This window comes from Prevotella sp. Sow4_E9_plate, from assembly GCF_052116205.1.
In the GTDB taxonomy this organism is placed as follows: domain Bacteria; phylum Bacteroidota; class Bacteroidia; order Bacteroidales; family Bacteroidaceae; genus Prevotella.
The window spans coordinates 1-710 of the sequence record NZ_JBQKLN010000127.1 but is presented as its reverse complement, the minus strand read 5'-3'; the positions used below and the strand labels follow the sequence as shown (position 1 = coordinate 710).

Here is a 710-nt window from a genome sequence, read left to right as displayed (position 1 = left end):
TAATGACGCTGATATAGAAATCTACCATAGTCTTGTTTCTAAGACTCAGTTCTTTATTACTTAGCGACTGGTGGGCTCTTAACATCATGCAGTCTTTGGTATCAATATCAATGAGTCCAATACCCATGATTTCGAGACCATGTTTAACAGACTGTGCACATCCAGACCAAAAACGACCGATATGTGGAGTTTTCTTGCCAGCTTTGCTGATGTAGTTGGGATCAATGGCAATAGCCCATCTTCCCTGTTTACCAAAGAAGCGCTTGGCAAGTGAGACATTAAGTTTGAGCCAATCAATGCACTTCGACTTTTTCAAGCCGAATGCGTTGCGATAGGTTTGCTCAACATGCAAGCCATACCTCCCCATTTGGGTGAAATTTATCTTTCTTGGTATTACCATGAACAAAATTATCACCTCGATGAGTATTTTCTCGAAACTTTTTGTTATCTTTGCAGCTGAATCTTCAACTGCATCTTTAAAGATATCCATATATTGGTCAAGTCCTGTATTCATGTAATATTGTATTTGTCGTGATCTACAAAGTTACTGAAAATCAGCGACTTGACCAACTTTTTACAGTTAAGTTTTCATAAGCATTTCTTAATATAAGTTATTGATTTACAGACGATTAAATATTAATTTAACGCAGTATTGATTAATAAAGAATATACTACCGCTGATATATGCGCAACAAATTGTGACGCTTGTG

At 36.6% G+C, this 710-nt stretch carries 1 pseudogene; it reads right to left on the bottom strand.

From position 1 onward, the window contains the following. A pseudogene (locus tag ACTQ53_RS17535) lies at positions 1-514 on the bottom strand (transposase); the annotation flags it as partial. Positions 515-710 lie beyond the last annotated feature (196 nt).